Below are 22,824 nucleotides of genomic sequence, written 5' to 3' on the forward strand. Positions count from 1 at the left end.
GTACTATGCGGCTTCCTGCTGCTGCATCCTGAGCTCGATCGCCTCGATCAAGCGCCGATAGGCGACGATCAGCCGGCCGATACGGCGAGCATGACGAGGATGCTCCAGCCCCAGCTGGATCAGCCATTTGGCCTCTTCGCGCAGGATGTGCACAGCTTCGGCCCGCCGCGTTGAAATTACCGCCATCCAGTTCCAGGCGCGCAGCATGCGGGCCGATTTGCGCAGCCGCTTATCGAGGTCAAAATCTGCGGGCAAGACGTCGCTCCGGTACTAGAACCGGCGCTGAACGATCTCGCCTACGGGTTGTTCCGTAGAAGCCTGAGCATGGTTGGCGAAGGGTTACCCGCGCCCTTCGGCTTCGGAAAAGGTCGGAACGGACTGGGTCGTGAAACCATTGGCCGCTCACACATTCAAGGAGCACACCCATGGCCGACCGTCTCACCATGCAGGATCCGCGCAAGCAATATCCGGCCCCGCCGTTTCCGCAGCAGAAGCAGGCGGCGCCCGGCGTCGCTGCGAAAATGGACCCCAAGCCAGATCATGGCGAGGAAAGCTATCAGGGCTCGGGCAAGCTGAAGGGCCGCAGGGCGCTGATTACCGGTGGCGATTCCGGCATCGGTCGCGCCGCTGCCATCGCCTATGCGCGTGAGGGCGCCGATGTCGCCATTAGCTACCTGCCCAGCGAGGAGGCCGATGCCAGGGAGGTCATCGCGCTGATCGAGGCCGAGGGCCGCAAGGCGCTGGCCCTGCCGGGCGATATCAAGGATGAAAGCTGGTGCCAGCAACTGGTCAGCAAGACGGTAGAAGCCTTTGGCGGGCTGGATATTCTCGTCATCAATGCGGCGCGCCAGCAGTTCCGTGAGGATATTTCGCAGGTCACGACGGAAGATTTCGACGCGACGCTCAAGACCAATCTTTATGCGCTACACTGGATCGCCCAGGCCGCCACGCCGCACCTGCCGCCCGGCGCATCGGTGATCACCACAGCCTCGATCCAGGCTTATGATCCGTCGCAGATCCTGCTCGATTATGCCACAACTAAGGCCGGCATCGTTGCCTATACCAAGGCGCTGTCCAAGCAACTGATCGAGAAAGGCGTACGTGCCAATGTCGTGGCACCCGGCCCCTTCTGGACCGTGCTGCAGCCGAGCGGCGGCCAGCCCGACGAGAAAGTCGAGAATTTCGGCAAGGACAGCGATTTCGGCCGGCCGGGACAGCCGGTGGAACTGGCGCCGGTCTATGTGCTGCTGGCGTCGCAGGAGGCAAGCTATATCAATGGCGAAGTGTTCGGCGCCACCGGCAGCGGCGGCGTGGCCTAGCCGCGGGTGATGGTAAAGCGCATGACATCGCCGTCGGTCTCGATGGCATAGTCATGCCCCTGCTGCTTGCAATGCAGCGGAATATCCACCTTGGCCATCGGGTCGGTGGCCAGCACCACGAATACGGCGCCGGGCGGCAGAGCCGCCAGGCGTTTCTCCATCTTGAGCACGGGCAGCGGGCATTTCAGCCCGCGCGCGTCGATGATTTCAGGCTCAGTTGCCAAGAACCAGCACCCAGTAAATCCCATAGCTGGAGCTGGGGTTGAACATCACTGCAACGCCCGCCTTGGTTGCATTGGCGCGCAGGCCTGCCGCGTCGGCGGGGCTGTTGCGCCAGCCCGAGAAGGTCTCGGCAAAGGTGGCGTAACCGGCGCTTAGCTTCATGGTCAGCCCCTGCGGCGAGCCGGGCGGGGTGCCCGTCTGGGCATATTGATTGGCCAAAGCCTGGGCGGTGCCGTCGAGTGCCGTATCGGAGACCAGCGCTGGCAGGCCATTGGTAGCGCGATAGGCATTGATCAGCCCGATGGCCTCGGCCCGATTGAGCGTCGCGCCTGGCTGGTCCATGCGGGCCGACAGGCCCTGCGACAGCGCGCCCGCCGTCGTGCTGCCGCCCCCGGCCATGCCGCCCATGCTGCAGGCGGCGAGCGTTGCCGCAGCCAAAAGAGTGGCGAGCGGCAGAATGGCCGGCTTGAGGGCGCGCAAAAAGGTCATGGTGATCCTCGGGTCAAATGTCGAAAAACTGTGTTGGCCCGATTAGGGGCCCAGCAAGGCTAAAAGATGGTTGCGAAATGCGAGAAAGCTGCCTGCAAACGCAGGCTTGCTTCCTCGTTTGCTTGCTGCTCGACGGCAGGTGGTGACCCCGGCGGGATTCGAACCCACGACCCCCGGATTAGGAATCCGGTGCTCTATCCAGCTGAGCTACGGGACCACGGTTTGGGAAATACCAGTTCGGGCCTGGGGTTACAAGTTGGCGCGGGCCGCGCGGCAATATTGTGCCTGAAACGCCGCGCGCGCTTGCGAATGACATATTCTTGGGGCACACCGGACAGCGATTTTACTCCATGAAGGCTTGTGTCCATGGCTGCCCATCCGGTTTCTCCCCTCGCGCCCAAATCCTATCCGGAGCTGCCGGTCATTGCCGGCATGCGCTTTGCCACGGCCGAGGCCGGGATCAAGTACAAGAACCGCACTGATGTGCTGCTGATGGCTTTCGACGAGGGCACCACGGTTGCCGGTGTGCTCACCAAGTCCAAGTGTTCCTCGGCTGCGGTGGATTGGTGCAAGGCCAATCTGGCTGGCGGCGTGGCGCGTGGGCTGGTGGTTAATTCGGGCAATGCCAATGCCTTCACCGGCGCTAAGGGCCAGAAGAGCGTTGAGCTGACGGCCGACTATGCGGCCAAGGCGCTGGGCTGCGCGACTCACGAAGTCTTCCTCGCCTCGACCGGCGTGATCGGCGAGCCGCTGCCGGCCGAAAAGTTTGCCGGCGTGCTCGAGGACGCGGCGACGCGGCTGGGCGATACGCCGTGGATCGAGCCGGCCAAGGCCATCATGACCACCGACACATTCCCCAAGCTCAATGGCGCCATTGTCGAGCTGGATGGCGTGGAAGTGAAGATCAACGGCATCGCCAAGGGTTCGGGCATGATCGCCCCCGACATGGCCACCATGCTGAGCTTTGTCGTCACCGACATGCCGATCGCCGCACCGGTGCTGCAGGCGCTGCTGAGCCAGCATGTGCAGACGAGCTTTAATGCCATCACCGTCGATAGTGACACTTCAACCTCCGATACGCTGCTGGTGTTTGCCACTGGCAAGGCTGCGGTCGATCCGATCGTGAGCCTTGAAGATCCACGCGCCGAGATTTTCGGTGAGGCGCTCAAGGATGTGCTGTTCGATCTGGCCATCCAGGTGGTGCGCGATGGCGAAGGCGCCACCAAGCAGGTTTCGGTGCATGTCGAGGGCGCGGCCTCCGACGCATCGGCCTTCCGCATTGCCAAGGCAATCGCCGACTCGCCACTGGTCAAGACCGCCATTGCCGGCGAAGACGCCAATTGGGGTCGCGTGGTGATGGCCGTCGGCAAGGCGGGCGAGCCGGCGGACCGCGATAAATTGGCGATCCGCTTCGGCGATCTGCTGGTTGCCAAGGATGGCGAGCGCGCCGCGGTCTACGACGAGGCCGCCACCAGCGCCTATATGAAGGGCGAAGACCTCGAGCTGACCGTCAGCCTCGGCCTCGGCGAGGGCCGTGCCACGGTCTATACCTGCGACCTGACGCATGGCTATATCACCATCAACGGCGACTATCGGAGCTAAGATGGCCCTGCCTACAGTCGAAGCCTTCGAGCGGGCTGGCCTTGCCGCCTGGCCCGGCACGGACGTTCATTGGGACGGCAGCTGGGTGCGTCGTGCTGCGGGCGGCTATACCAAGCGCGCCAATTCGGTGCAGTGTCTCGACCCCGAGGATGGCGAGGATGCCGACCTGCGCGTCATTTCGGCCAGCACCTGGATGGTGGTTCGCCGCATCAAGCCGGTGTTTCGCATTACGCCGCTGGCAGCACCCGAGCTGGTCGAAACGCTTGATGATGCCGGGTGGCAGAGCATCGACGAGAGCCATCTGTTTGCCATGGAGCTTGGCGCGCAGCAGGCTGATCCCGAGGCCAAACTGCTGCCGGTGCTCGATCCGGCTTTCCTTGCAGTACAGCGGCAGCTGCAGAACTATAGCGATGCGACCATGGCCGGGATGCAGGCACTGCTCGCGGCCTTCGTCGTGCCGGCGACCGGCATTGTGGTCTATCGCGATGGCGCGCCGGTCGCGAGCGGGTTGATGGCGATCGCCGATGGCATTGTGATCACCGGTAATGTGGTCACCGACCCGAGCCGACGCCGCCAGGGCCTTGGCGCTGCCATGATGCGCAGCGGGCTGGAGTGGGCCCGCGGCAAGGGTGCCACGGTCGCGGCGCTCAATGTCCAGGCTGATAATCCGGGTGCCCAGGCGCTCTACGAAGGCCTCGGCTACCGTCACCAGTATGACTATAGCTACCGCATTCCGGGTGCCCAATGAGCGGACAGAAACTGCTTCTCGTCGTGGCGGTCGCGCTGGTCGATGCCGACCGCCGTGTGCTGATCGCCCAGCGGCCCGAGGGCAAGTCGATGGCCGGGCTCTGGGAGTTTCCTGGCGGCAAGGTCGAGCCGGGTGAAAGTCCCGAGGCCGCGCTAATCCGCGAGTTGGAAGAAGAACTCGGCATTTTGACGAAAACTGCCTGCCTGGCGCCAGTCTCCTTCGCCAGTCATTCTTACGAGAATTTTCATTTGTTGATGCCACTTTACGCCTGCCGGAAATGGCAGGGCACGCCGGAGCCGAAAGAGCACATTGCGCTCAAATGGGTCCGGCCGCAGAACCTGCGTGACTATCCCATGCCGCCGGCTGACGAGCCATTGATCGCTGCCTTGTGCGATCTGCTGTAATCCGCGGGGGCGCGCATGCTGGCCAAAGAGATCAAGAATTTTCTGGCCGATGAGCATGGCGCGACGGCCGTCGAATATGGCCTCATCACGCTGCTGATCGCCGTAGCGGTCATCGCCAGCGCCACCGTGCTTGGTAATAATCTGCGCGCGCTGTTCAACAATGGCGCGGCCGAAGTGTTCGCCCGCCAGGCCGCCAAGCTCTAGCGTCCCAGACTACTGCAGCGCGACGACCTTGTATTTCTGGCCGGCGGCAATGGCATCGCCGGGATAGAGGTCGTTGATGATATAGAACAGTTCCGTGCCGCGATTGAGCCCGGCCATCTGCCGTGCCAGCGAATCGGCGGTGTCGCCGGCCTTGGCGGTGACGACGCGAACGGCCACCTTGCGCACCTGGTTGAGATCGGACGCGTCGGCGCGGCGGAAGCTCTTCAGCGTTGCCTCGGCACCCTGGGCAAAGCGGCTGCTGTCGCTCTTGGCGGCAAAGATGAAGCGGTAGACCTGGCCGTCGAGGCGCATCACCGAGACGCGGAAGAACCACTGGTCGGTCTGGGCCAGGCCCGAGGCCATTTCGATGCCATTGTAATTCTGCGTGGTGACGCTGTCGGTCTTGAGGCCGGCGATCCAGCCGGACTTGAGATATTCCGCCAGCGGCACATTGGCCTGCACATCGGCGCTGTCGAAGCGCACGGCCTCGCCATCGCCGGCCACGCCGACCACTGCACTCTGCGAATTCTGCAAAGTATAGCCATTGGGCACGGTGAAGGTAAATTTGGACGCCGTATGGATGAAGCGGCGGCCAACGATCGAGCCCTGTGCCGGGCTGTCGCCAAAGGTCAGGCCGGCAATCGACGCCAGATAGTCGTCGCGGCCGATCTCGCCGGAACCGGCCTGGCCGAACATGGTCTTGGCGGTATCGAGCGCCTTCTGGATGCGGGCCGGGGTCGAGGGGTGCGACGAGAGGAAGCCCTCGCCGCCATTTTCGCCGGCCGAGAAGCTGGCAAAGCGGCTCATCACGCCAAGGAAACGCGCGGCGGCCTGGCTATCATAGCCTGCCTTACCGGCAAACTTGATGCCCTCGCGGTCGGCTTCGAGTTCCTGGTTCTGGCTGAAGGCCGCCATGCTCTCGCGGGTGCGGTTGGCGGTGGCGTCGGTAGAGGTATCGCCACCGAACACACCAGTGATGACGCGATCAACGATCTGCGTCGTGCGGGTGCGGTCGGTGCGCGCGCGCGCATGGCGCAGCGTCACGTGGGCGATTTCATGGGCCAAGACGGCCGCCAGTTCGCTGGTGTCGGAAGCCAGCGCCAGGATGCCGCGCGTCACATAGATATAGCCGCCGGGCAGGGCGAACGCATTGACCTCGGAACTGTCGAGGATGGTGACCTGGAACTGGGCATTGGGCTGATTGGCGGCAGCCAGCAGCCGTCCGACGATGCGGGCCACCATGATTTCGGCCGGGCGGTCGGAATAGACGCCACCATAGGCGGCGATGATGCGCGGATGCTCGCGGCGGCCGATCACCACGTCATCGGGGTCGGTACCTTCAGGCACGACGGTTGGCGCGCGCACGTCGCCGGTCTGGCTGACGGCGATATTGCTACCGGTCAGGCTGCTGCAGGCACTCAGTGCCAGCAGCGAGACTGCCAGCGTGCCATTGCGCAATGCTTTGCCGAAATGCCCCAAACCCGTCATTGTAGTGCCAGAACCTCGAGCTGCTCGGGATGGGTGATTTCGATGCGTGGACCATCCCGGTCGTCCACCCATCCGCGCAAGCGCAGCAAGGCATTTTCCAGCGTCAGCGGATCTATCCCCGCTTCGGCAAACAGCCGCAAGGCCTGGGCCTCGATGACGGCGGTGAAGTCTTCTTTGTAGAACCGGCCGAAATTGAGGTAGACCCGCCCGCCGCGTTTTTCGGCAAGAACGACCCGGCCTTCGACAAGTTCGTAATGGCCGGCCCGGGCGATGAGGTCGCCGGGCGCGTCCGCCGCACGGATGCTGTAATAGGGATCGGTCCAGATTCCAAGCCCGCCGAGCCGCGCGCGGCCTTCCGCAGCAAACAATAAATCGAGACAGGCGCGGTTATCTGGGAAGGAATAGACCCGGGCCAGCCCCTTGGCGACCATGGCCTGCTGCGCCCAGATCTCGCCCTCAGGCGTGGTGACGAAAACATGGGCCAGCACGCGGCCATAGCGGTCGATTTCCTCGCCGCCAAAACCCAGTCGCACCGGTTTATTGAGCGCTAGCTCTTCCAGCGCCGTCTTGGCTTCGGGTGCCAGCGGCCAGGTGACAAAACCCGGGCGGTCGAGCGGCAGCTTGGGCGCCTGGGTGCCGATCATTCGCACCACGCGGCCGTCGTCGAGAATGACGGTATCGCCATCGGTCACCGAAGTGACGACGCCGCCATCTTCCATGCGCAGGTTCTCGCAGGCCAGCGCCGCGACGGACACGGCGCTCAGCGCGGCAATGGCTGCGAGACGGACGAAACTGGCGTTGAGCAAAGCGGGCCCCGGAAAGATTTCATTCACCATGCACCCGAATACGGCAAAAAATGATGAACTTCGAACCGGCCAACGGCAAAATCACGCCAGTGGCGTGATTTAGGTGCTTTGCCGATCTTCTGCGTAGCAGATGAAAAGCTCCAGTGGAGCTTTTCAAATCAAGAAGGCCATGAGGCCTACGGCCGAATGGCAGGAACCGGCCAAAGGCAGAACGATCGAAGCTGCTGCAATTAGACGGCTACCGGCTTCTTACCCGAAATAAACGCATCGAAGCGCTTGCCGATAAACGGTACGATCAGCATCACAATGGTGGTGGCCATGAACGGCACGAGCACCAGGCTGCGCTGCCAGATGTCCCAGCTGGGGGTGAGCGGCATCAGGATATAAAGATAGAGCGTAACGACGGGATAGACGAAGACCGTCATGACCAGCGCCATGCGGAGACGGGAAGCGAGGGAGGGTTGCATTCACTGACCTCAATTGAAACGGTACGTTTCGTTATATATCGGAACGACACGTTTCGTTCAAGTTCTTTTCTTCTGCTCGGATTTCACCCATATTGGGATCATGAACCAGATCCATGCCGATGATAGCGACGACCGCCGCCGATCCATTGGCGCCCGCCGCAATCCCGAAACCGAACAGGCCATCCTCGCGGCGGCCGAAGCGATCGTGGCCGAACAGGGCATTGCCGGCTTTTCCATCGAGGCGGTGGCCAAGCGGGCCCGCGCCGGCAAGCCGACGATCTACAAATGGTGGCCGGGCAAGACGGCGCTGTTACTGGACGTTTACCACCGGCAGAAGCCGGCCTCGGTGCATATGGACACCGGGACGGTCGAAGGCGACTTGCTGGCGTTTCTCACCGGCGTCTTTGCCCATTGGGGTGGCGGCGCCGGCGATCTGTTCCGCTTCGTCGTTGCCGAAGCCCAGCGCGACGACGTGGCCGCAGAATCGCTGCGGGCCTATGCGGCGGAACGCCGGCTGCAATCGGGCGAGATTTTCCGGCGCGGCATCGCGCGCGGAGAACTGTCGGCGGATACGGATGTGGGGCTGGCGGCCGATATGCTGGCCGGCTTTATCTGGCAGCGCCTGCTCACCGGCCGCATCGAACGCGCCCCCCAGCAATTGGCGCAAGTCGCCCGGCAAATGGTCCGGGGGCTGCTCGCCCCCGGAGCCTGATCAGTTACTGTGCCGTCGCGCCGGCAGCATCGGTCTCGGTCTGCGCATCAACTGCAGCCTTGAGCGCGGCATCCGGAATGTCGATCGTCACGCCATCCATCAGGCGAGCGACGGTCGTATCAAACGTCGACATCAGCAGCTGCTGCTGCAGCTGGCCGGCGACCTGCTCGAAAGCCGGCGGGGTGGACTCGCGCTTTTCTTCCAGCTTGATGACATGCCAGCCGAACTGCGACTGCACCGGGGCCGACACCTGGCCCACATCGGTCAGGGCAAAGGCGGCTTCCTCGAAGGGGGCGACCATCATGCCGGGGCCGAAAAAGCCCAGGTCGCCGCCATTGGCTGCGCCGGGATCGATCGACTTTTCCTTGGCCAGGGTGGCGAAATCGGCGCCGCCATCGAGTTGGGCCTTGACTGCATTGGCCTCTTCCTCGGTCGGCACCAGGATGTGGCTGGCGCGGATTTCCTCGGTCGGCTTGAAGTCAGCGATGAACTTGTCATATTCGGCGCGCACGGCTTCTTCGGTCACTGCATTGGCGATGGCGTCGGCGAAATAGGCGCGGCGCAGGGCGCGGTCTTCGAGATAGGCAAGGCGCTGCTGGAACAGCGGGGTCTCGGCCATGCCGGCATCTTCGCCCGCCTTGGCCATCACCTTCATGTCGATCAGCACGCGCAGCAGGAAGGGCTTGCGCTGTTCTGCCGGCATCTGACCCAGTTCCTGGGTCAGGTCTTCGGCGGCAAAGCTCAGGTCAGCCTCGGTGATCGGCTCACCGCCAACCGTTGCCACCACGGCGTCGGGCGACACGGCTTCAGCAGCAGGCGCTTCGGCTGCCGGCGCCGCGTCCTGGGCCAGGACCGGGGCGGCCAGCGCACCGGCGGCAAGCATCAGGGCGAGCATGCTGGTGCGGGCAAGGCGCAGTGAGGAAGAAATCATGAGGTAAAGTCTCCTGGGCCGGCGCTTGTGCTGCGCCCTGGCTCGTTGAAATGCTGCACGCGCGGTCCAGCGGGCCGGCGCGGGTTCGAGCCTGCCCTCACATAGCAACGGGGCCAAAATGTGCCGCGCGGCGTCGTCGAGCAACCAATGGTCGAAAAACCCGTTTCAACCGGGCTCTCTGGCAGGGCATGCCGAGGTGTCGCCCATTTCGGCGACGTTGACAAGACAAGGGCTCGCTCTTACATCTCAGCCGCTTTTTCCGTCGCCTGACGGGATACCAGAAATTGACAAGCCGGAAAGGCTTTCTCATCGCGTCGACGTGGCCGAACGGGCCTTTCCCGCACCTCCCCCGCAGCACAGTGATGAGTGATAAAAGGATCTGATCTATGGCATTTGGCTCGCTCGCCCGGCGGATCTTCGGTTCCCCGTCAGATCGGTCCGTGAAGCGCTTCCAGAGCAAGGTGACCGCGATCAACGCGCTCGAGCCTGAACTGGAAAAACTCAGCGACGAGGCGCTGCGCGCCCGTACCGCCGAGTTCAAGGCGCATCTCGAAAAAGGCGGCAGTCTCGATGATTTGATCGTGCCCGCTTTCGCCACCGTGCGCGAGGCCGGCAAGCGCGTGCTCGGCATGCGCCACTTCGACGTGCAGCTGATCGGCGGCATGGTGATGAACGAAAGCGGCATTGCCGAAATGCGCACCGGCGAGGGCAAGACGCTGGTCGCCACCCTGCCGATGTATCTCAATGCCTTGACCGGGCAGGGTGCCCATCTCGTCACGGTCAATGATTACCTGGTGAAGCGCGACGCGGCCTGGATGGGCCAGATCTACAACTTCCTCGGGCTCAGCTGGGGCGTCATCGTCCATGGCATGACCGATGCCGAGCGCAAGGTGGCCTATGCCGCCGATATCACCTACGGCACCAATAACGAACTCGGCTTCGATTATCTGCGCGACAATATGAAATATACGCGCGCCCAGATGGCGCAGCGCGGCCATGCCTTCGCCATCGTCGACGAAGTGGATTCGATCCTGATCGATGAGGCGCGTACGCCGCTGATCATTTCGGGCCCGTCCGACGATCGCAGCGATCTCTATCTCAAGCTCGACGCCATCATCCCGATCATCGGCGAGGATGATTTCGAGCTCGACGAAAAGCAGCGTGCCGCCACCTTTACCGACCAGGGCATCGAAAAGCTCGAGGCGCGCCTCACCGAAGAGGGCCTGCTCAAGTCCGGCTCGCTCTATGATGTCGAAAACGTCGCGCTGGTGCATCACGCCAATTCCGCGCTGCGTGCCCACAAGCTGTTCCGCAAGGACAAGGACTATATCGTCCGCAACGATGAAGTCGTCATCATCGACGAATTCTCGGGCCGCATGATGCCGGGCCGCCGCTATTCGGAAGGCCTGCATCAGGCGCTGGAGGCCAAGGAAGGCGCTAAGATCCAGCCGGAAAACCAGACCCTGGCGTCGATCACCTTCCAGAATTATTTCCGCCTCTACAAGAAGCTGGCTGGCATGACCGGTACGGCGGCGACGGAAGCCGAAGAATTCGCCGATATCTACAAGCTCGACGTGGTCACCGTGCCGACCAACGTGCCGGTGCAGCGCCGCGATGACGAAGACGCCATCTTCCGCACGGCCGCCGAAAAGTTCGATGCCATTGCCGAGCTGATCAAGGAATGCCACGGCCGCGGCCAGCCGGTGCTGGTCGGCACGACGTCTATCGAAAAATCCGAAATGCTGGCCGAGCTGCTGCGCGCCAAGAATGTCGGTTCGATGAATGTGCTCAATGCCCGTCACCACGAGCAGGAAGCCTTCATCGTCGCTGACGCCGGCCTGCCCGGCGCCATCACCATTGCGACCAATATGGCTGGCCGCGGCACTGACATTCAGCTCGGTGGCAATCTAGAAATGCGCATCGAAAAAGAGGCCGCCGGTCTCGAAGGCGAGGAGCGCGAAGCCAAGATCGCCGAGATCAAGAAGACCATTGCCGAGCACAAGGCTGCCGCGCTGGCTGCCGGCGGCCTGATGGTCATCGGCACCGAGCGCCATGAGTCGCGCCGTATCGACAACCAGCTGCGTGGCCGTTCCGGCCGCCAGGGCGATCCGGGCCATTCGGCCTTCTTCCTGTCGCTGCAAGACGACCTGATGCGCATCTTCCCGGTGGATTCGATGGATTCCATGCTGGGCAAGCTGGGCCTCGAACAGGGCGAGTCGATCACCCACCCTTGGGTCACCAAGGCCATCGAACGCGCCCAGGGCAAGGTCGAGGCGCGCAACTTCGATATCCGCAAGAATATCCTCAAATACGATGACGTGATGAATGATCAGCGCAAGGTGATCTTTGAGCAGCGCATCGAGATGATGGATGCCGAGGATGTCAGCGAGACTGTCGTGGAAATGCGCCACGACGTGGTCGAGAACATCGTCAACAAGTCGATTCCGCCGCGCTCCTATCCCGAGCAGTGGAATGTGGAACAGCTCGAAGCGGCTGCGAAAACCTATCTCAATATCGACGTGCCGGTGAAAGCCTGGGCAGCGGAAGAAGGCATTGATGCCGAAACCGTCACCGAGCGCCTGACCGCCGCTGCCGACGAGGCTGCCGAAGCCAAGCAGCGGCGCACCATTGCGGCACTCTCTGCGGCCGGCCAGGAAAACCCGACCGTGATGCGCCAAGTCGAAAAGTCGATCCTGCTGCAGTCGATCGACGGGCTGTGGCGCGAGCATCTGGTGACGCTCGATCACCTGTCGAAGGTGGTCGGCTGGCGCGGCATCGCCCAGCGCGATCCGCTGACCGAATACAAGCAAGAAGCATATGAGCTGTTCCAGGGCCTGCTGGCCAACCTGCGCGAACTGGTGACCACCCAGCTCAGCCATGTCGAGCTGCAGCCTCGCCCGGTTGCGCCGCCAGTGCCCGACCTCAGCCAGCTGCGCGAGACCCATATCGACCCGCTGACCGGCGAGAACGACGCCGATGGCGGCGACACCATCGCCGACTCGCTCGGCGCCGTGGGCAGCGACCCCTCGCTCGCTCCGATCGACCCGAAACTGCTCGAAGGCGTTTCCCGCAACGCCCCATGCCCGTGCGGCTCCGGCAAGAAGTTCAAGCACTGCCACGGTGCGTTCTAAATAAGAAAAGGCCCGGAGCGATCCGGGCCTTTTGCTTTGTGACGATAGGTTCGGTTCAGCAGCTTACCCTGATCTCTGCGAAATCGGTCATCCCGTCCGCCCCTGCCGAGACCACGCCCAGCATGCAGGCGCTGCCCGGCATGGCGATCGTGCCGCCGGCGGCGACCACCGTGCCATCGGCCAGCGAGATGAAGCCATTGTCCACCGCGCCGATTTCCACCGACACCCCCTGGCCGCAAACCGGGTAATTGTCGCCGGCCGCAACCATGAAGCGCGTGCCGGTCGGCAGGCAATCGCCAGATGCTGCTGCGGTGGTGGGTGCGGCTGCTGCAGGTGTAGCGGGCAAAACGGTTGCAGCGGAAGCCGGCGCATTGCGCCAGTTCTCTTCCAGCACGCTCAGCCGGTTGGAGAGGTCTTGCAGGCCCGCGGTATCAGTCGCCGCTGCCGGGGCAGCGCCCTGCCGCTGGCTGTAGAGATCAAGGCTCAGCCGCAATTGCGCGATATCGGTCGAAAGGCGGATGACCTCGCGCTGCGTCTCAGTATAGGTCCAGGCGCTGGCGCCGATTGCGGCAACGCCCACCAAGCCCACGGCAAAGCTCAGGATATTGGCCAGCGGTAGGCGACGGCGTGGCGGGCGGACAGTGTCCACGCGCGTGTCACCCTGGATGTCGACGGATGGGGTCTCTTCCAAAGCGATGGTCTCCTGCTGGCTGGCCGGATCAGTCACGCCAGATTGCGGCCCTGATATGGTGGCGCAGCCACTGCTTTGCTAGCGGGCCAGCCGCGGCATGGGCACGGGCGCCGGCTTGCCGGTGATCACTGGTACCACATCGGCATCCTTGCCGCCGGCACCGAACATATTGCCGATCGAGCCAATCACGCCGGAAATCGCCGCCGTCCGTTCTTTCAGCGCTGCCTCTTCGCGGGCAAGACGCGCCACGCGGTCGGCTTCGCTTTCAACGGCCTTGGTAAAGGCCTGTTCTTCAGCAGCGAGCTTTTCGGCCATGCCGGGTGCCTGGGCGGTCGCGGGGCAGGGGCCCATCGGGTCGAGCGCGCCAGTGCCGGAAGCATTGAAAATATACTGTTTCTCGCAGACGTCCCAAGCGGGCGGCGCCTTGGTCAGCTCGAACAGGTCATAGCCTTCCTTGATGTCCTTCCAGAAGCTCAGGTGCTGGTTGGAGGCTTCCTTGGCGAGGTTGGCCGCGGTCATCTTGAAGGGGAAAATCTGCAGCTGGAAGCTCTTGTTACCGCCCTTGAAGGTCTCGCGGGCCAGGGCATAGATTTCGGCAATGCCATCGTCGGTCATGGCGTAGCAGCCACGCGACGAGCAATCGCCATGCACCATAAGATCGCTGCCGGTGCGGCCATGCACGCGGTCGAACTTGTTGGGAAAGCCGGTGTTGAAGGCCAGGTAGTAGCTGGACTTCGGGTTCATCAACCCGGGCGTGATCGTATAGAAGCCCTCTGGGCTCTGCCGGTCGCCTTCCTTGACTTTCGGACCAAGCACGCCGGAAAAGGCGCAGATCTCATAAGTCTTGAACATCTTGTACTGGCCGGCGCTGGTCTTCTTCCAAACCTCCAGCGTTTTTTCCTGCTTGAAGATGCGCACCACCATGGCCTCGCCGGGCGTCGAGCCCATGGCGCGCAATCCGCTGACAGTGGCGCTGGGCAGGGGCTGGTTATGGCGATTGTCGCTCGACTTGGGCAGGAAGCCGCCACAGGCGACGAGGCCAAAGGCCAGCCACAAGAGGATTACGGCCGAGCAAAACTTGCGAAGCATTATGGCGGTCAAGATCGGCGGCCCGGTGCGAAACAAAACTGTCCCGACCCATAATGGATCGTGGTTACCCAAGCATGAGTTTTGCTGGTGAACGAAGCGTTAGCACGGAGATTATTTGGCTGGAAGACGGACACGATCACGCGAGCGTGTGGGCTTTACACCTCTCCCCAGGGGGAGAGGTGAAGAAACTAGAGCGTCGTGCCGATGGCCAAGAACTTCTCGCGGCGATGCTCACGAGTCTCGAGGCGTCCCTTGCCAGCGAATTCAGCGAAAAAGCCGGCAATGGCGTCGCGGGTCGAGGCCATCACGGCCTCGTGGTGGCGATGGGCGCCGCCGGTGCCTTCGGGGATAATGGCGTCGATGACGCCAAAGCCCAGCAGGTCCTGCGCGGTGATCTTCTGCGCGGTGGCCATGTCCTGCGCACGCGCTGCGTCACGGAACAGGATGGAGGCGCCGGCTTCGGGCGAAATCACCGAATAGATGGAATTTTCCAGCATCAGCACGCGGTTTGCTACGGCAATGGCGATAGCGCCGCCCGAGCCGCCTTCGCCGATGACGATAGCGATATTGGGCACGCCCAGTTCCAGGCATTTTTCTGTCGAGCGGGCGATGGCCTCGGCCTGGCCGCGCTCTTCGGCGCCGATGCCGGGATAGGCGCCGGCGGTGTCGACGAAGGAGATCAGCGGAATGTTGAAGCGATCCGCCATTTCCATGACGCGCACGGCCTTGCGATAGCCCTCGGGGCTGGCCATGCCGAAATTATGCCTGAGGCGGGTCTCGGTGGAATTGCCCTTTTCCTGGCCGATCACGGCCACGGACTGGCCGTTGAAGCGACCAAAGCCGGCCTGCAAAGCCGCGTCTTCGCGATACTTGCGGTCGCCGGCCAGCGGCATCCACTCAGTGATCAGCTTGCTGATATAGTCGGAAAAATGCGGGCGCTGCGGGTGGCGGGCCACCTGCGTCTTCTGCCAGGGCGTCAGCTTCTTGTAGATCTCGACCAGCGCCTCGTCGGCGCGGCTCGACAGCCGGTTGACCTCTTCGTCGATGCTCACGGCCTGGTCCGTCGCGGCCATGGCTTTCAGCTCGGCGATCTTGCCTTCGAGGTCGGCAACCGGCTTTTCAAAATCGAGATAGGACTGCATTCCACCTGCCCGTTATGGGTCGTTCTTGCCGACCCGGGGATATGGGCCGCTGCTGTTACGCCTTAAAGTGGCCGGAAAGTGGCGATGGCGCAATGGCAAGTCAAGGCTTGAGGCCGGATGAGGCACAGGAAAGCGGCATAGTTCCCGATCCGGTGCGTCCACCCCCACCTGGCCTACCTCTGCAGAGGGGGAGGGACAAATCGGGTTTTAGGCATGATCTCTGGCCAGCCACCGGCCAGATTCCTCCCCCTGTCAGGGGGAGGCTAGGTGGGGGTATCCGACAAAGACTCTTTTGAATTTCCGCCTTCCGCCAGCGGATGATGCGTTTCGACCAGCGTGCGCAGCTTTTCGTCCAGCACATGGGTGTAGATCTGGGTCGTCGAAATATCGGCATGGCCAAGCAGCATCTGCACGACGCGCAGATCCGCACCGCCGGCGAGCAGATGGCTGGCGAAGGCATGACGCAGCACGTGCGGAGCCACGCGGGCCGAACTGATGCCCGCCTTAGCTGCGAGGATTTTAAGATCGCGCGCAAACACCTGCCGGCTCAGATAGCCTTCAGCCCCGCTCGCCGGAAACAGAAACACCCCCGGCTCCAGTGTCGCCACATAGGTCTTGATCGCATCTCGCGCCCGGTCGTTGAGCGGCACGACGCGCTCCTTGTTGCCCTTGCCCTTGACCGTCAGATAGCTGGTGTCGCGCATCACTGCCGAGCGGCGCAGGCTCACCAGCTCGCTGACGCGCAACCCGGTAGCATAGAGCAATTCGAGCAGCACATAGAGCCGCAGTGCCGCAGCTTGCTTCTCCGGTGCGGCGGCCTTGTTGGCCTCCTGCTCGGCCGTTACCAGCAGCTTGTCGACCTCGGCAATGGATAGCACTTTCGGCAGCGCCCTTGCGCTTTTCGGGCTGGCGATGATGCGGGTTGGATCGTCGCCGCGCAGATTGTCGGCGCAGAGGAAGCGGTGAAACTGCCGGATCGCGGACAGCCGCCGGGCGGCCGATGAAGCTGAGAGCCCGTCCAGCCGTAGCCGGTCGAGATAGGCGTTAACGGTAAAGCGATCGACCGCCAGCAGCGTCATCTGCCGGCCAGCGAGAAAGCCGGCATAATCGCTGAGATCGCGGCGATAGGCGTCGATGGTGTTTTTGGCCGCGCCGCGTTCGGCGCTCATCATTTCGAGGAAAGCCCCGACCAGATGGTCACTCACGGTGTCGTCGGCTCCGCAGCCGGAGGGGCGTCAACTGGCTCGGCCGGCTCAGCCGGCATGCCGGGCAGGGGGCGCTGGCCGCCATTGAGCAGTTCGGCGGCGGGAATGCGGATGGTCACCGGCTTGGGCGTCGGCTCGACGAAACTCACCAGCGCGATCATGCCGGCATAGACGAGGCCTGCGAGGAAAAGCAGGGTGATGATGAGGCGGATCAGGGTTGGCATGGCGGTCCGTCATTCAAAACTGGGTATAATTTGACAGCAAAAGGTTTCGTTTCCGTAGGCATGATGGCTTTTTGGCGCAGGGGGCCGCAAGTTCTTGACAGCAGGGGCCGGGGCGGCTTGATAGCGCTCATATTCTGGGGATCGCCTTGTGACACGACCGGACGCGGCATTGCGGCAGGCCCGCGCCGAACAGCTTGTTGAACGCCTGGGTGGCCGGCCGCTGGTGCTGGTTGGCATGATGGGCGCCGGCAAGACCACGGTCGGGCGCCGGCTGGCGGCGCGCCTCAATCGCCATTTTCTCGATAGCGACGAAGAGATCGAGAAGGCGGCGCAGATGACCATTCCCGAAATCTTCGAGCAGCGTGGCGAGCCCGAATTCCGCGCCGGGGAAACCCGCGTCATCGCCCGCGTGCTCAAGGAACATGCCGTAGTGCTGGCCACCGGCGGCGGTGCCTTCGTCAATGAAGAGACCCGCGCGTTGGTCAAGGGCGAGGCCATCTCGGTTTGGCTCAAGGCTGAGATCGATATCCTGTTCGAGCGCGTCTCCCGCCGCTCAAATCGCCCGCTGCTCAAGACTGCCAACCCGCGCGCCACGCTCGAGAAATTGATCGAGGACCGCTATCCCATCTATGCCGAGGCCGATGTCACGGTCGTCTCGCGCGACGTGCCGCAGGATGCGGTGGCGGGCGATGTCGTGGAAGCCGTGCTTTCCTACCTCCAGCGTCAGGACTGATCTGATGGCCCAAATCGCCCACACGGTTCACGTCGCCCTCGGCGACCGCGCCTATGACATCCTGATCGGCGACACGCTGCTCGATGACGCCGGCGCCATTCTCGCCGAGCGTTTCCCCGGCCGGCGCTATGGCATCATCACCGACGAGAATGTCGCCCAGGTGCAACTGCCGCGGCTGGTGGCTTCGCTCGATGCGGCAGGCCTCTCGCATACAGAAATCGTGCTGCCGGCCGGCGAATCGACCAAATCCTGGGCATTTGTCGGCCAGGCTGTCGAAGGCATTCTCGCCGCTCGGCTCGAACGGGGTGACCTGATCATCGCCTTGGGTGGCGGCGTCATTGGCGATCTCGCCGGCTTTGCTGCTTCGATTGCCCGCCGCGGCATGGATTTCATCCAGATGCCGACCTCGCTGCTGGCGCAGGTCGATAGCTCGGTCGGCGGCAAGACCGGGATCAACTCGCCGCATGGCAAGAACCTGATCGGCGCCTTCCACCAGCCCAAGCTGGTGCTGGCTGATCTGTCGACGCTCAATACCTTGTCGCCCCGACAGTTCGCCGCCGGCTATGCTGAAGTAGTCAAATATGGCTTGATCGATGACGAGGAGTTCTTCTTCTGGCTCGAGGCCAATCAGAAGGACATCTTCGCCGGTGGCCCCGCTCGTGGCGAAGCGATTGCCCGCTGCTGCGCCCATAAGGCCCGCGTGGTGATCGAGGACGAGAAGGAACTCGGCGTTCGCGCCCTGCTCAACCTCGGCCACACCTTCGGCCATGCCCTGGAAAAAGACACCGGCTATTCCGATCGCCTGCTGCATGGCGAAGGCGTCGCCGTGGGCATGGTGCTGGCGCATGGTTTTTCCGCCAGGCTTGGCCTGGCACCCAGCCAGGATACCGGCCGCATTGCCGCGCACTTGAAGAGCTCGGGCCTGCCCACCACTTTAGGGGACATCCCGGGCACTCTGGGCTCCACCGAAACCTTGATGGCCGCCATCGCGCAGGACAAGAAAGTCTCGCGCGGCGCGCTGACTTTCATCCTCACCCACGGCATCGGCCAGGCCTTTATCGAAAAGAATGTCGACGGGACGGCCGTGGCAGCGTATCTGAACGAGATGCGGGCCTAGCCCTCGCGTTCGGGGAAGGCCGCATCACTGGGCAAAACCTCGATGGCGAGGGCGTGGATGGGATTGTCCATCAGCGCGGCCAGCACTTCGTGAACGGCGCGGTGTTGCGCGACACGGCTCATCCCGTCAAAATGACGGGTCGCGATTCTGACACGAAAATGGGTTTCACCACCCTCCCGCCACCCGGCGTGACCGTGATGCTCCATCGATTCGTCGATGACATCGAGGAAAGCGGGGGCAAACGCCGCAGTGAGCTTGGCTGTTATGGTGTCTCTGGCACTCATGGCGCTGGTCTCTTTCTGATTTTGGCACCTAACTAGGCGAGAATGAAACTGTCGTCCAAGATCTTCGATTCCATTCGCATCAAGCCGCGCAAGGAAGAAAAAGCTGCGCCGATCGAACACGTCTGCGATTGGGAGGGCTGCGAGCTGGCCGGGGAATACCGTGCGCCCAAGGGCGCGCGCAGCGAAGGGCAGTATCACCATTTCTGCCTCGAGCATGTCCGCCACTATAATACGGCCTTCAACTTCTTTGCCGATATGGACAAGGAACAGCTCGACGAAGCGCTGCATGCCCCGCCCAAGGCGGAGTCGCGCTCAAGCTTTGCAACCGGGAATCCGAGCATGAATGCTTCGGCGGCCCGCGCCGCGCGCGAGAGCCTGCGCCCCGGCGACAAATATGGCGATCCCTTCGGCGTCTTCGCCAAGTATCGCCATCGCCAGTCGCAGAAGCCGGCCACCGAGCGGGTCAAGCCGCTGCATGAGCAGGATCGCCGGGCGCTGGAAACCCTCGGCATTATCGGCCAGCCCAAATCCGAGGACATCAAGCGGGCCTATAAGACCTTGGTCAAAATCCACCATCCCGATGCCAATGGTGGCGACAAGAGCTCGGAAGACCGGCTCCGCACCATCATCTCGGCCTATAGCCATCTCAAGAAGGTCGGGCTCGTCGCGAAGTAGGCATGCCCGATCGGTGGCTACCCCCGGTGTCACAATGCTGCTATAGAGCGCCCGACTTTTCAGCCGTCCTCATTGATCCTTCCGCCAAGAGCAAAGCCCATGACTGAGTACACCAATCTGCCCGACACCGAATATTCGGCACGGGAGCTGTTCGGTATCGACACCGACATGAAGGTGATGGGCTATAAGGAAGCCAATTCGCACGTACCGCCGATGGATCCGGACTATCTGTTCGATCGCAACACGACGCTGGCCATTCTAGCCGGCTTCCAGTTCAACCGTCGCGTCATGGTGCAGGGCTATCACGGCACCGGCAAGTCGACGCATATCGAGCAGGTCGCGGCGCGCCTCAACTGGCCGCTGGTCCGCGTCAATCTCGACAGCCACGTCTCCCGCATCGATCTCGTCGGCAAGGACGCGATCGTGCTCAAGGACGGCAAGCAGATCACCGAATTCCGTGACGGCATCCTGCCCTGGGCCGTGCAGAACAATGTTGCTCTGGTGTTCGACGAATATGACGCTGGCCGCCCGGACGTGATGTTCGTGATCCAGCGCGTGCTCGAAGTCGCGGGCCGCCTGACCCTGCTCGATCAGAACCGCGTCATTGTCCCCCATCCGGCCTTCCGTCTGTTCTCGACCACCAATACGATTGGTCTGGGCGATACGTCGGGCCTCTATCACGGCACCCAGCAGATCAATCAGGGCCAGATGGACCGCTGGTCGCTGGTGACGACGCTCAACTATCTGCCGCATGACAAGGAAGTCGGCATCGTCCTGGCCAAGAACAAGGCCTATGGCGAGACCGAGAAGGGCAAGAAGCTCATCTCCAACATGGTGCGCCTCGCCGACCTGACCCGTCAGGCCTTCATCAATGGCGATCTGTCGACCGTCATGTCGCCCCGCGCCGTGATCACATGGGCCGAGAATGCCACGATCTTTGGTGGCGATGTCGGCTTTGCCTTCCGCCTGACCTTCCTCAACAAGTGCGACGAACTCGAACGCCCCGTGGTGGCCGAATTCTACCAGCGCGTGTTCGGCGAAGACCTGCCGGAAAGCTCGGCGAACCTCGCCGTCACGGCCTAAGTCGCGACGTCCCTGCCGTCTGGCAGGGCACCGAGCGCGCCACAACTTCACCTCTCCCCGCGTGGGAGAGGTCGGCCCAAAGGGCCGGGTGAGGGGGCCTTCCTTCCCGGTCACACAGTGAACCGGTAGACCATGGCACAACCTCCGCGCAGCAAAGCCAATAAGCCCGACCAGACCCAGCTGTTCAAATCAGCCATGGGTGCGACGGTGCGCGCCATCGGCGGCAAGGCCGATCTCGAAGTCACCTTCACCGCCGACCGGCCGCTGCTGACCTCCGACAAGGCGCGCCTCGCCAATCTGCCCCGCCTGCCGACGCGGCGTGATATCGCCATTGCCCGCGGCCAGGGCGATGCCATGGCCATGCGCCTCGCCAGCCACGATCCCGATGCGCATCGCAAGCGCGCGCCGATGGACCCGATCGCCCGCGCCGCCTTCGATGCGCTGGAACAGGCCCGCGTCGAAGCCTTGGGCTGCGTGCGCATGCCCGGCATGGTCGGCAATATCGGGGAAATGCTGGAAGACCGGCTGTTCCGCGCCAATTTCGCCGAAGTCTCCGACAAGGGCGATGCCCCCATTGCCGAGGCCCTGGGCCTGCTGCTGCGCGAGAAACTTGCTGGCGTACCGGTGCCGCCCTCGGGCCATGCGCTGGTCGATCTGTGGCGCAAGGAGATCGAGGACAAGGGCGGCAAGTCGCTCGATGCGCTGCTGACCCGCTTCGAAAACCAGGATGAATTCTCCAAGGCCGCAAAGGCCCTGCTGCGCGACCTCAACCTGGTGCCCGAAAGCGAGCTGGAAGACCCGTCCGACAGCGACGAAGAGTCTGACGAGAACCAGGAACCCGATCAGGGTGACGCGTCCGACAAGGCGCCCGAACAGGGCGAAGGCGAGAACGACGCCGACCAGAGTCAGGATGACGAGCAGGCCGGCGAATCCGAAGAGACCGGCGATGTCGACGGCATCGAATCGGACATGGCCGATACCGACGAGGACGCGGCCGCCGAAGCCGGCGAAGACGCGCCCATGCCGCCCCCGGCCAAGGACGGCGGCACGCAGCTCTCCAACCAGTTCAACTACAAGGTTTTTACCCAGAAGTTCGACGAGATCGTCAAGGCGGCAGACCTCTGCCCGCCCGACGAGCTCGACCAGCTGCGTGCCCTGCTCGACAAGCAGCTGGAAAACCTTGCCGGTGCGGTCGCGCGCCTCGCCAACAAGCTGCAGCGCCGCCTGATGGCCAAGCAGAACCGCAGCTGGCAATTCGACCTCGAAGAGGGCCTGCTCGATACGGCGCGCCTCACCCGCGTGGTCACCGATCCGATGCAGGCTCTGTCCTTCAAGGTCGAGAACGACACCGATTTCCGCGACACCATCGTCACGCTGCTGATCGATAATTCCGGCTCGATGCGCGGCCGGCCGATCACCATTGCGGCGATCTGCGGCGACATCCTCGCCCGCACGCTGGAGCGTTGCGGCGTCAAGGTCGAAATCCTCGGTTTCACCACACGCGCCTGGAAGGGCGGCAAGAGCCGCGAAGCCTGGCTCGAAGCTGGCCGTCCGGCCAATCCCGGCCGCGTCAATGACGTGCGCCACATCATCTACAAGGCCGCCGACGAGCCGTGGCGCCATGCCCGCCGCAACCTGGGGCTGATGATGCGCGAAGGCCTGCTGAAAGAGAATATCGACGGCGAAGCGCTCGAATGGGCGCGCAAGCGTTTGATGGCCCGCCCGGAAGCCCGTCGCATCCTGATGGTGATTTCCGACGGCGCCCCGGTCGATGACTCGACCCAGAGCGTCAATGCCGGCAATTATCTCGAAGCCCATTTGCGCCAGGTGATCGAGGATATCGAGACCCGCTCGCCGATCCAGCTGGTGGCGGTCGGTATCGGCCATGACGTGACGCGCTATTATCGCCGCGCCGTAACCCTGCTCGATGCCGAGGAACTGGCCGGCGCGCTGACTGACGAACTGGCCGCGCTGTTCGACGAGGAAATGCCGGCCCAGACACGGCGGCGCGGCAGGTGATGAGGCGGCTCGCCGCCCTCATTCCCCTGCTCATGGCGG

General features: G+C 63.1%; 25 protein-coding genes and 1 tRNA gene. 12 read left to right on the forward strand and 14 right to left on the reverse strand.

Annotation, left to right across the window (positions count from 1 at the left end; translation table 11 throughout):
• Positions 1 to 3: 3 nt before the first annotated feature.
• On the reverse strand, positions 4 to 255 hold the full coding sequence (locus BM045_RS12980; RefSeq protein WP_092183914.1) for a hypothetical protein: 252 nt from the start codon (positions 253 to 255) through the stop codon (positions 4 to 6).
• Positions 256 to 425: 170 nt separating this feature from the next.
• Between BM045_RS12980 and BM045_RS12985 the strand changes: the two genes are divergently transcribed.
• Positions 426 to 1,319, forward strand: coding sequence for an SDR family oxidoreductase (locus BM045_RS12985; RefSeq protein ID WP_092183916.1), 894 nt, complete (start codon positions 426 to 428; stop codon positions 1,317 to 1,319).
• On the opposite strand, the gene BM045_RS12990 is transcribed toward BM045_RS12985, so the two are convergent.
• The 3 genes from BM045_RS12990 to BM045_RS13000 form a co-directional block, all read right to left on the reverse strand.
• Positions 1,316 to 1,543, reverse strand: a complete 228-nt coding sequence (locus BM045_RS12990) for a sulfurtransferase TusA family protein (protein WP_244522990.1) — start codon at positions 1,541 to 1,543, stop codon at positions 1,316 to 1,318. The two genes, BM045_RS12985 and BM045_RS12990, sit on opposite strands and share 4 nt — an antisense overlap.
• Complete coding sequence (locus BM045_RS12995) at positions 1,533 to 2,030, reverse strand: CAP domain-containing protein (protein ID WP_092183919.1); 498 nt, start codon at positions 2,028 to 2,030, stop codon at positions 1,533 to 1,535. Before BM045_RS12995 ends, BM045_RS12990 begins: the two co-directional genes overlap by 11 nt.
• 140 nt (positions 2,031 to 2,170) lie before the next feature.
• A tRNA-Arg gene (locus BM045_RS13000) sits at positions 2,171 to 2,247 on the reverse strand.
• 149 nt (positions 2,248 to 2,396) lie between these two features.
• On the opposite strand from BM045_RS13000, the gene argJ reads away from it, so the two are divergent.
• From argJ to BM045_RS13020, 4 genes are read left to right on the forward strand one after another with little or no spacing between them, the layout of a single operon-like run.
• Positions 2,397 to 3,632 carry a bifunctional glutamate N-acetyltransferase/amino-acid acetyltransferase ArgJ gene (gene argJ, locus BM045_RS13005; RefSeq protein ID WP_092183921.1) on the forward strand — a complete coding sequence of 412 codons (1,236 nt, stop codon included), beginning with the start codon at positions 2,397 to 2,399 and terminating at the stop codon, positions 3,630 to 3,632.
• A 1-nt stretch (position 3,633) separates the two neighbouring features.
• Complete coding sequence (locus BM045_RS13010) at positions 3,634 to 4,380, forward strand: GNAT family N-acetyltransferase (protein ID WP_170848497.1); 747 nt, start codon at positions 3,634 to 3,636, stop codon at positions 4,378 to 4,380.
• Positions 4,377 to 4,784 (forward strand): (deoxy)nucleoside triphosphate pyrophosphohydrolase, encoded by a 408-nt coding sequence (locus BM045_RS13015; RefSeq protein ID WP_092183925.1) that lies wholly within the window; start codon positions 4,377 to 4,379, stop codon positions 4,782 to 4,784. The genes BM045_RS13010 and BM045_RS13015 overlap by 4 nt, the downstream gene beginning before the upstream one ends.
• A 15-nt stretch (positions 4,785 to 4,799) precedes the next feature.
• A complete protein-coding gene (locus BM045_RS13020; RefSeq protein WP_092183927.1) occupies positions 4,800 to 4,988 on the forward strand; it encodes a Flp family type IVb pilin in 189 nt (62 codons plus the stop codon).
• A 9-nt stretch (positions 4,989 to 4,997) separates the two neighbouring features.
• Here the strand turns inward: BM045_RS13020 and BM045_RS13025 are convergent, their stop codons facing one another.
• From BM045_RS13025 to BM045_RS13035, 3 genes are all read right to left on the reverse strand, one after another.
• Entirely contained in the window at positions 4,998 to 6,476 is a 1,479-nt protein-coding gene (locus tag BM045_RS13025) for a M48 family metalloprotease (protein WP_170848498.1), read from the reverse strand.
• Positions 6,473 to 7,309, reverse strand: a complete 837-nt coding sequence (locus BM045_RS13030; protein WP_210185016.1) for a thermonuclease family protein — start codon at positions 7,307 to 7,309, stop codon at positions 6,473 to 6,475. Before BM045_RS13030 ends, BM045_RS13025 begins: the two co-directional genes overlap by 4 nt.
• 203 nt (positions 7,310 to 7,512) lie before the next feature.
• A complete protein-coding gene (locus tag BM045_RS13035) occupies positions 7,513 to 7,749 on the reverse strand; it encodes a putative antibiotic biosynthesis monooxygenase (protein ID WP_139198786.1) in 237 nt (78 codons plus the stop codon).
• A 100-nt stretch (positions 7,750 to 7,849) separates the two neighbouring features.
• Between BM045_RS13035 and BM045_RS13040 the strand changes: the two genes are divergently transcribed.
• Complete coding sequence (locus tag BM045_RS13040) at positions 7,850 to 8,461, forward strand: TetR/AcrR family transcriptional regulator (protein WP_092183936.1); 612 nt, start codon at positions 7,850 to 7,852, stop codon at positions 8,459 to 8,461.
• Positions 8,462 to 8,465: 4 nt separating this feature from the next.
• On the opposite strand, the gene BM045_RS13045 is transcribed toward BM045_RS13040, so the two are convergent.
• Positions 8,466 to 9,392, reverse strand: coding sequence for a peptidylprolyl isomerase (locus tag BM045_RS13045; protein WP_092183938.1), 927 nt, complete (start codon positions 9,390 to 9,392; stop codon positions 8,466 to 8,468).
• 386 nt (positions 9,393 to 9,778) lie between these two features.
• Between BM045_RS13045 and secA the strand changes: the two genes are divergently transcribed.
• On the forward strand, positions 9,779 to 12,523 hold the full coding sequence (secA, locus tag BM045_RS13050) for a preprotein translocase subunit SecA (protein WP_092183940.1): 2,745 nt from the start codon (positions 9,779 to 9,781) through the stop codon (positions 12,521 to 12,523).
• A 55-nt stretch (positions 12,524 to 12,578) separates the two neighbouring features.
• Here the strand turns inward: secA and BM045_RS13055 are convergent, their stop codons facing one another.
• The 5 genes from BM045_RS13055 to BM045_RS13075 form a co-directional block, all read right to left on the reverse strand.
• Positions 12,579 to 13,250, reverse strand: coding sequence for a hypothetical protein (locus BM045_RS13055; RefSeq protein WP_092183942.1), 672 nt, complete (start codon positions 13,248 to 13,250; stop codon positions 12,579 to 12,581).
• Between the two features lie 42 nt (positions 13,251 to 13,292).
• Positions 13,293 to 14,303, reverse strand: coding sequence for a L,D-transpeptidase family protein (locus BM045_RS19070; RefSeq protein ID WP_210185017.1), 1,011 nt, complete (start codon positions 14,301 to 14,303; stop codon positions 13,293 to 13,295).
• Positions 14,304 to 14,491: 188 nt separating this feature from the next.
• Complete coding sequence (locus BM045_RS13065) at positions 14,492 to 15,445, reverse strand: acetyl-CoA carboxylase carboxyltransferase subunit alpha (RefSeq protein WP_092183944.1); 954 nt, start codon at positions 15,443 to 15,445, stop codon at positions 14,492 to 14,494.
• Between the two features lie 263 nt (positions 15,446 to 15,708).
• Positions 15,709 to 16,650: a site-specific tyrosine recombinase XerD gene (locus tag BM045_RS13070; RefSeq protein ID WP_280139466.1), complete on the reverse strand. Its 942-nt coding sequence runs from the start codon at positions 16,648 to 16,650 to the stop codon at positions 15,709 to 15,711.
• The gene (locus BM045_RS13075) at positions 16,647 to 16,874 is read right to left on the reverse strand and encodes a hypothetical protein (protein ID WP_210185023.1); all 228 of its coding nucleotides are present in this window, start codon (positions 16,872 to 16,874) and stop codon (positions 16,647 to 16,649) included. Before BM045_RS13075 ends, BM045_RS13070 begins: the two co-directional genes overlap by 4 nt.
• Positions 16,875 to 17,022: 148 nt before the next feature.
• Between BM045_RS13075 and BM045_RS13080 the strand changes: the two genes are divergently transcribed.
• Together BM045_RS13080 and aroB are read left to right on the forward strand one after the other, a co-directional pair.
• Entirely contained in the window at positions 17,023 to 17,607 is a 585-nt protein-coding gene (locus BM045_RS13080; RefSeq protein WP_092183946.1) for a shikimate kinase, read from the forward strand.
• A 4-nt stretch (positions 17,608 to 17,611) separates the two neighbouring features.
• Entirely contained in the window at positions 17,612 to 18,724 is a 1,113-nt protein-coding gene (gene aroB, locus BM045_RS13085) for a 3-dehydroquinate synthase (protein WP_092183949.1), read from the forward strand.
• Here the strand turns inward: aroB and BM045_RS13090 are convergent.
• Complete coding sequence (locus tag BM045_RS13090; RefSeq protein WP_092183951.1) at positions 18,721 to 19,008, reverse strand: BolA family protein; 288 nt, start codon at positions 19,006 to 19,008, stop codon at positions 18,721 to 18,723. The two genes, aroB and BM045_RS13090, sit on opposite strands and share 4 nt — an antisense overlap.
• Before the next feature lie 42 nt (positions 19,009 to 19,050).
• Here BM045_RS13090 and BM045_RS13095 point away from each other — a divergent pair, with 42 nt between their 5' ends.
• From BM045_RS13095 to cobT, 3 genes are all read left to right on the forward strand, one after another.
• On the forward strand, positions 19,051 to 19,683 hold the full coding sequence (locus BM045_RS13095) for a J domain-containing protein (RefSeq protein ID WP_092183953.1): 633 nt from the start codon (positions 19,051 to 19,053) through the stop codon (positions 19,681 to 19,683).
• A gap of 99 nt (positions 19,684 to 19,782) precedes the next feature.
• Complete coding sequence (gene cobS / locus BM045_RS13100; protein WP_092183955.1) at positions 19,783 to 20,766, forward strand: cobaltochelatase subunit CobS; 984 nt, start codon at positions 19,783 to 19,785, stop codon at positions 20,764 to 20,766.
• A 132-nt stretch (positions 20,767 to 20,898) separates the two neighbouring features.
• A complete protein-coding gene (cobT, locus tag BM045_RS13105; protein WP_092183957.1) occupies positions 20,899 to 22,785 on the forward strand; it encodes a cobaltochelatase subunit CobT in 1,887 nt (628 codons plus the stop codon).
• Positions 22,786 to 22,824: the final 39 nt, after the last annotated feature.

The organism is Devosia sp. YR412, assembly GCF_900110945.1.
Lineage (GTDB): Bacteria > Pseudomonadota > Alphaproteobacteria > Rhizobiales > Devosiaceae > Devosia.

Bases quoted from the DNA above. Each gene is read 5' to 3' on its own strand.
- BM045_RS12985 (WP_092183916.1), top strand. From the start codon at position 426: ATGGCCGACCGTCTCACCATGCAGGATCCGCGCAAGCAATATCCGGCC.
- BM045_RS12995 (WP_092183919.1), bottom strand. From the start codon at position 2,030: ATGACCTTTTTGCGCGCCCTCAAGCCGGCCATTCTGCCGCTCGCCACT.
- argJ (WP_092183921.1), top strand. From the start codon at position 2,397: ATGGCTGCCCATCCGGTTTCTCCCCTCGCGCCCAAATCCTATCCGGAG.
- BM045_RS13010 (WP_170848497.1), top strand. From the start codon at position 3,634: ATGGCCCTGCCTACAGTCGAAGCCTTCGAGCGGGCTGGCCTTGCCGCC.
- BM045_RS13015 (WP_092183925.1), top strand. From the start codon at position 4,377: ATGAGCGGACAGAAACTGCTTCTCGTCGTGGCGGTCGCGCTGGTCGAT.
- BM045_RS13020 (WP_092183927.1), top strand. From the start codon at position 4,800: ATGCTGGCCAAAGAGATCAAGAATTTTCTGGCCGATGAGCATGGCGCG.
- BM045_RS13025 (WP_170848498.1), bottom strand. From the start codon at position 6,476: ATGACGGGTTTGGGGCATTTCGGCAAAGCATTGCGCAATGGCACGCTG.
- BM045_RS13035 (WP_139198786.1), bottom strand. From the start codon at position 7,749: ATGCAACCCTCCCTCGCTTCCCGTCTCCGCATGGCGCTGGTCATGACG.
- BM045_RS13040 (WP_092183936.1), top strand. From the start codon at position 7,850: ATGAACCAGATCCATGCCGATGATAGCGACGACCGCCGCCGATCCATT.
- BM045_RS13045 (WP_092183938.1), bottom strand. From the start codon at position 9,392: ATGATTTCTTCCTCACTGCGCCTTGCCCGCACCAGCATGCTCGCCCTG.
- secA (WP_092183940.1), top strand. From the start codon at position 9,779: ATGGCATTTGGCTCGCTCGCCCGGCGGATCTTCGGTTCCCCGTCAGAT.
- BM045_RS19070 (WP_210185017.1), bottom strand. From the start codon at position 14,303: ATGCTTCGCAAGTTTTGCTCGGCCGTAATCCTCTTGTGGCTGGCCTTT.
- BM045_RS13065 (WP_092183944.1), bottom strand. From the start codon at position 15,445: ATGCAGTCCTATCTCGATTTTGAAAAGCCGGTTGCCGACCTCGAAGGC.
- BM045_RS13075 (WP_210185023.1), bottom strand. From the start codon at position 16,874: ATGCCAACCCTGATCCGCCTCATCATCACCCTGCTTTTCCTCGCAGGC.
- aroB (WP_092183949.1), top strand. From the start codon at position 17,612: ATGGCCCAAATCGCCCACACGGTTCACGTCGCCCTCGGCGACCGCGCC.
- BM045_RS13090 (WP_092183951.1), bottom strand. From the start codon at position 19,008: ATGAGTGCCAGAGACACCATAACAGCCAAGCTCACTGCGGCGTTTGCC.
- BM045_RS13095 (WP_092183953.1), top strand. From the start codon at position 19,051: ATGAAACTGTCGTCCAAGATCTTCGATTCCATTCGCATCAAGCCGCGC.
- cobS (WP_092183955.1), top strand. From the start codon at position 19,783: ATGACTGAGTACACCAATCTGCCCGACACCGAATATTCGGCACGGGAG.
- cobT (WP_092183957.1), top strand. From the start codon at position 20,899: ATGGCACAACCTCCGCGCAGCAAAGCCAATAAGCCCGACCAGACCCAG.